Annotated in this window: 4 protein-coding genes and 1 pseudogene; 3 read left to right on the plus strand and 2 right to left on the minus strand. The window is 58.9% G+C overall.

What is annotated here, in order from left to right:
• Positions 1-140 precede the first annotated feature (140 nt).
• From EJ903_RS25875 to EJ903_RS25885, 3 genes and pseudogenes are all read left to right on the plus strand, one after another.
• Positions 141-293: pseudogene (locus tag EJ903_RS25875) on the plus strand (IS5/IS1182 family transposase); the annotation flags it as partial.
• Between the two features lie 340 nt (positions 294-633).
• Positions 634-1,596, plus strand: coding sequence for a radical SAM protein (locus EJ903_RS25880; RefSeq protein WP_342772199.1), 963 nt, complete (start codon positions 634-636; stop codon positions 1,594-1,596).
• Between the two features lie 61 nt (positions 1,597-1,657).
• Positions 1,658-2,635 carry a class I SAM-dependent methyltransferase gene (locus tag EJ903_RS25885; RefSeq protein WP_126620755.1) on the plus strand — a complete coding sequence of 326 codons (978 nt, stop codon included), beginning with the start codon at positions 1,658-1,660 and terminating at the stop codon, positions 2,633-2,635.
• A 21-nt stretch (positions 2,636-2,656) separates the two neighbouring features.
• Here EJ903_RS25885 and EJ903_RS25890 read toward each other — a convergent pair whose 3' ends face one another.
• Both EJ903_RS25890 and EJ903_RS25895 read right to left on the minus strand, forming a co-directional pair.
• Positions 2,657-3,457 carry a cephalosporin hydroxylase family protein gene (locus EJ903_RS25890; protein WP_126620756.1) on the minus strand — a complete coding sequence of 267 codons (801 nt, stop codon included), beginning with the start codon at positions 3,455-3,457 and terminating at the stop codon, positions 2,657-2,659.
• Positions 3,458-3,474: 17 nt separating this feature from the next.
• A complete protein-coding gene (locus tag EJ903_RS25895; RefSeq protein WP_126620757.1) occupies positions 3,475-4,518 on the minus strand; it encodes an NAD-dependent epimerase/dehydratase family protein in 1,044 nt (347 codons plus the stop codon).
• Between the last annotated feature and the right edge of the window lie 353 nt (positions 4,519-4,871).

Consider the following 4,871-nt stretch of genomic DNA (forward strand, 5'->3'; position numbering starts at 1 on the left):
ACCTCAGCTGAAAATTTGTTCGTTGTCTTGCTCATCGTCGCTCCACCTTCTCAGGAGTTGGAGCCGCCGACAATCCCGGCGCGGTTCACTTGCCACCGATCCCAGAAGGTGGAAGGGCCGTCCACCACATCACCTCAGCCTTGCCGCGGCGCTGGGTCGTGGAGCGTACCCTGGCATGGCTTAACCGTAACCGACGGCTCGCAAAGGACTTCGAACAGACCATCGCTTCCGCTACCGCATGGTGCTTCATCGCATACGTTCAACTCTTCGTTCGCCGTATCGCAAGACATTGATACAGTTAAAAATATTTTTGAATCAGACTCTATGGAGAATAATGATTTCCGAAGGATCTTGCTGACGGAAGCCGACCGTGGCAGGGTTAAGGACCATTTCTGGGATGTTGAATGTTCGATGAAGATTTTCATCACCGAAGACGACATGTGCACAACGCAGAAGCTGAACCTTGCCCGGGTGCAGCGGTGGCTGGAGGCGAACGGCTGCTCTATCATTGATGCCGCCGAGGGTGCGGATCGCCTTTTGTGCATGACCTGCAATGGTTGGTCACTGCTTGAAAACATTTCATACAATCGAATAAGGACCTATTCGGAGACCCACGCCGACCGGATGATCGTTATGGGATGCGTGAACGATGCCCATCCGGAGAAGGTAGCGAAGATATGGTCAGGCCCGACGGTGCGCACCAAAAGCCGAGATGCGTTGTCCTTTGAAGAGATCGAGGCACTGTTTCCCGATTTCCGGATCAGCCTGAAGGACATTCCCGCTCAATCCGTATTCCGGAGAAAAGAAGACTACCGCGACTACAATCTTTTGAAACGCTTTATCAATATCTCGGAAGGTTGCGCGTTCAGCTGTACGTTCTGTACCCACAAGCCGGGACTGGGGGCACGGCGCAGCCGTCCCGTTGATGAAATCCTGGACCAGATCCGCCAATGTGTGACGGAGGGCGTGCGGATCGTAAACCTTATGGGGATGGAAACAGCACTCTACGGCGTCGAACTGGGGTCGAGCTACCCGGAACTGCTACAGGCCGTTCTGGATCTGGACAATTCCTATGAAGTTCATGTTGCCCAGTTCAACCCGACGGGAATTTACCGTTACCGCGACCGTCTCTTGTCCCTGTTCCAGAACAAACGGGTATCCGATATTCAAACGCCGATTCAATCCGTGTCCCCCCGTTTGATGAAAATGATGAACCGGCGAGAGCATTCCGATGTGGTGGGACCGTTCATGCGTGCTGTACGAGAGGTGAATACGCGCACGATCCTGCGCACCGATGTGATCGTCGGCTGGCCCACGGAAACCGAAGAGGAACGCCGGGCATCTCTGGATTTCGCCGGACAGCACTTCGATGAAATCGCTCTGTACACGATCGAGCTGTCATCGGATCTCCCGGCCTGGAAGTATCACGATCAGGCCTTCAGCGTGGATGAGTTGCAGCGGATCCGGCGTGACTCCATCGACTACCTGAACGCACGGTACGATGTTGTGGTACACAGCGGACAGCAGGACGACAACACCATGAAAATCGCTGAGCAGCGGCGTAAGTTGTTGCGGGCGAAGCGTGCGGTCGCCTGATTTATCCGGCGGACACTCCGCCGCAAACGGATTCACCGCCGGAACCACCACAGGCCCCACCATGTCGATTCCCGATCCTTCTCTTGTTTCCGATCTGGCTGCGGAAGCGGCGGCATTCGACCAGCGCATCCGTGAACGGGCGGAAGCCGGTTTCATTCCAGATCTGCGTCGCGCCGTAACGTGCGACTATTTTTACAAGAGCTTCTGGCGCGATCCGCAGTTCATCAAGCTGTTCGTCGGTTGGAGCGTCGAGCACTACCTGTCCCTCCTGCGCTCCCATTGTGGCGAGGGACTGCGCATCCTCGATGTGGGATGCGGCTCAGGGTACGTTTCCCTGGAGCTTGCCCGCCACGGGCATCATGTGACCGCCATCGATATCTCTGAAGAGAATATTGCACTGGCTCGCAGGACACTCGCGGACAATCCGTTCACCGAAGGCTTCGGTTCGCTGAGCTACGAGGTACAGCCGTTCCACGCCGTTTCCGGCTGCTGGGATGTGGTGCTGTTTTCCGTTTCGCTGCATCACATGCCCAATGTCGAGGACGCAGTCGCCCATGCCCGTACACTGGTCCGACCCGGCGGATGGCTGCTGACCTGGGAGCCGTGTCACGACCGCTTCACCGAACGGGATGCGGCTACCGTCGCCCTGGTGCGGACGATCTTGGCATTGACCGGGCACTGGTACGATCCGTCGGAAATCGACGGCCGGCTCGAGAGCGAAGCGACCCTGCAGGAGTTCGTAAAGGAGATCCGGACCGAATACGTCATGGAGCGCGATCGCTCCGAGCCGGAGGGACAGTCACCGAACGATCTTTCCGCCGACGGTGCGCGCATCCTGACGGCATTGCGGCATCGCTTCACCGAGATCAGCTACTTTCCGGGATACTCCTACATCTACCGTCTGCTCGGTGGCATCCGCGGCGAACCTGCGACCGTCGCCCGTCTGGCCGAAGCGATCGCCCTGTTCGACCGCGTTGGTGTCCAAGCCTACGGTCAGAACCCCAACCATTTCTTCTTTCTTGGCCAACGGGGCGTCTGATCGCGGTGCCGTACGGCGTGTTCACCGCAGGCGTTGCAGGAAAGCAGCGGGGCTATAGGTGACCCGGCGGGTCACCATGCCTTCATTGAACGGGAGCGGGGGCTCGACAAGGATGAACTCGGGGTGGGTCGACGCGAACAGCGCGGCCGCGGCCGCCGGATTGTTCTCCGCCCAGTCCGGCTTCGATCGGGGAGCCCCCGGCAGATGGCGCATGATCCCGTCCATAGCGACGATGTAGGATCCCACGGTGACCAGAGGCCCATAGGCGTTCAGTTCGGCCAGCACATGGTCATGCGTATGATTGCTGTCGAGGAAGACAAGCACACGCTCACCGGGCGAGATCTGCGAACGGACGGCGTCGACGGTGTCTGGCGAAACCGAGCTGCCTTCGACAAGCGTGATCAACGGAAACATCTCATGAGCCTCGATGGCCGCACGGTTGTGAGGCCTGATCTCAATATCGACGCCAATGACACGGCCTCGGCCGATTGCTTGGCAGAGGCTGGCATAAAATACCAGGGATCCGCCGTGCGCCACGCCGGTTTCGACAATCACATCCGGTTGGACGGCATAGATCACTTCCTGCAGCCGCAACAGATCGTCGGGCAGTTGAATGACCGGCCGACCCATCCAGGTGAAACTGTAAACATACTTCGTATCCCAGCCACACCGCAGATAGGCGTCGGCGACTGCATCGAACGCCTCGGCCGTGGACATGGGCAGGCGTTGCTCGCCATCTGGCGTATGCACAACCACCGTTGAATTCTCGAAGTCCACGACGACGCGGGTCGGCCAAGGAATGAAAGGCGTTTGGGGAGCCATGAATATCCTCGGCGAAGTTAAATTCTGACGGGACGAAGTGCGCTGTCGAGACGGCCGCAAGCCAGATGCTGCTTGAGTTGAGCAAGCCTGACAAACCGGGGCGACATCACGTCGTTCAGTGCCAACCCTTGGTCGACAATCCAGCGGTCGATCTCCGCCGCACCGTCGGCAACCGTCCAGCGAGGGGCAAACCCCACAAGATCACGGCGGGCTCGTGCGAAACTGACCCGATAGGATCGAGGGTCGCCGCCGGTCTCGCCGGTAATGACAATCCGGCTGCCGGGGATTTGCGCAGCGACGATTTCAGCAATCCGGGCAACGGTCAGGTTATTGTCATCGCGCCCGATGTTGAATGCGCGCGCCCGGACGATGTCCGCCGGTGTGTTCAGTACGCACAGAATGGCATGGGCCATGTCGGACACATGAACCAGCGGCCGCCAGGGCGAGCCATCGGACAGAACCCTGATTTCACCCGTCGTGCGGGCCCAGGCGACCAGATTGTTCAGGACGAGATCAAAACGCATCCGTGGGCTGACGCCGAAGGCCGTCGCGAAACGCAGGAAGACGGGTGCAAAATCCAAGCTGGCCAGTGCTGCGAGTTCCCGCTCGCACTCCGCCTTGGAAACCGCATAGGCCGAGACCGGATGCAACGGGGCTTCCTCGTCGATCATCAGGGCTGTGTCCCCTGCGGCCCCGTAGAGGCTGCAGGAAGAGGCGAAGACGAAGCGCTCCACCCCAGCCGCCCGGGCACATCGGGCCAGATCGAGCGTCGCCGTTTGATTGATTGCCAGCGTCAGGGCCGGATCGAGTTCACCCATGGGGTCGTTCGACAGTCCGGCCAAATGGACAATCGCCTCGATACCTTTCAGGGATTCCGCCGTCACATCTCGCACGTCGGAAACGGGAAACCGGCCAACCCGGTCCGCAGCGGCCAGGCATTGGCCATCCGGTTCGAAGAAGAACCCGCTGTCCAGTCCCGTAACGTCGTGACCTGCCATCATCAAGGCCTGTGACACCATCGGACCGACATAGCCGAGATGGCCGGTCAGCAAAACACGCACGACGCCTCCATCACTTGTACACTATCGTCTGAAGCTTCCAGCCGACCGCGACGACTCATTGGCAGGACTATCGACAGATTTCCAGAACCGTGCAAGCAGCAAGGCTACCCTCTGCAGGGCAATCGGGTGAAGCGGAGCGTGACACGGCGGAAAAACTCTGAGTCTATCGCAGCCCTCAAGTTTGATGCGGGAGAACGGGATGGAGTCGTCGGGCGCTCTGTGCGAAGCAGTAGCGTTTCTTGATCATTTTCAAGATCTTCTGTAAGTGAACCGCGCCGGGATTGTCGGCGGCAAAAGTTCGTGAGTCACGCCGCCATTTGCTGATTGCTCACGGCGTCATGATAGCGTTGTTC

The organism is Azospirillum griseum (genome assembly GCF_003966125.1).
Classification (GTDB): Bacteria; Pseudomonadota; Alphaproteobacteria; order Azospirillales; family Azospirillaceae; genus Azospirillum; species Azospirillum griseum.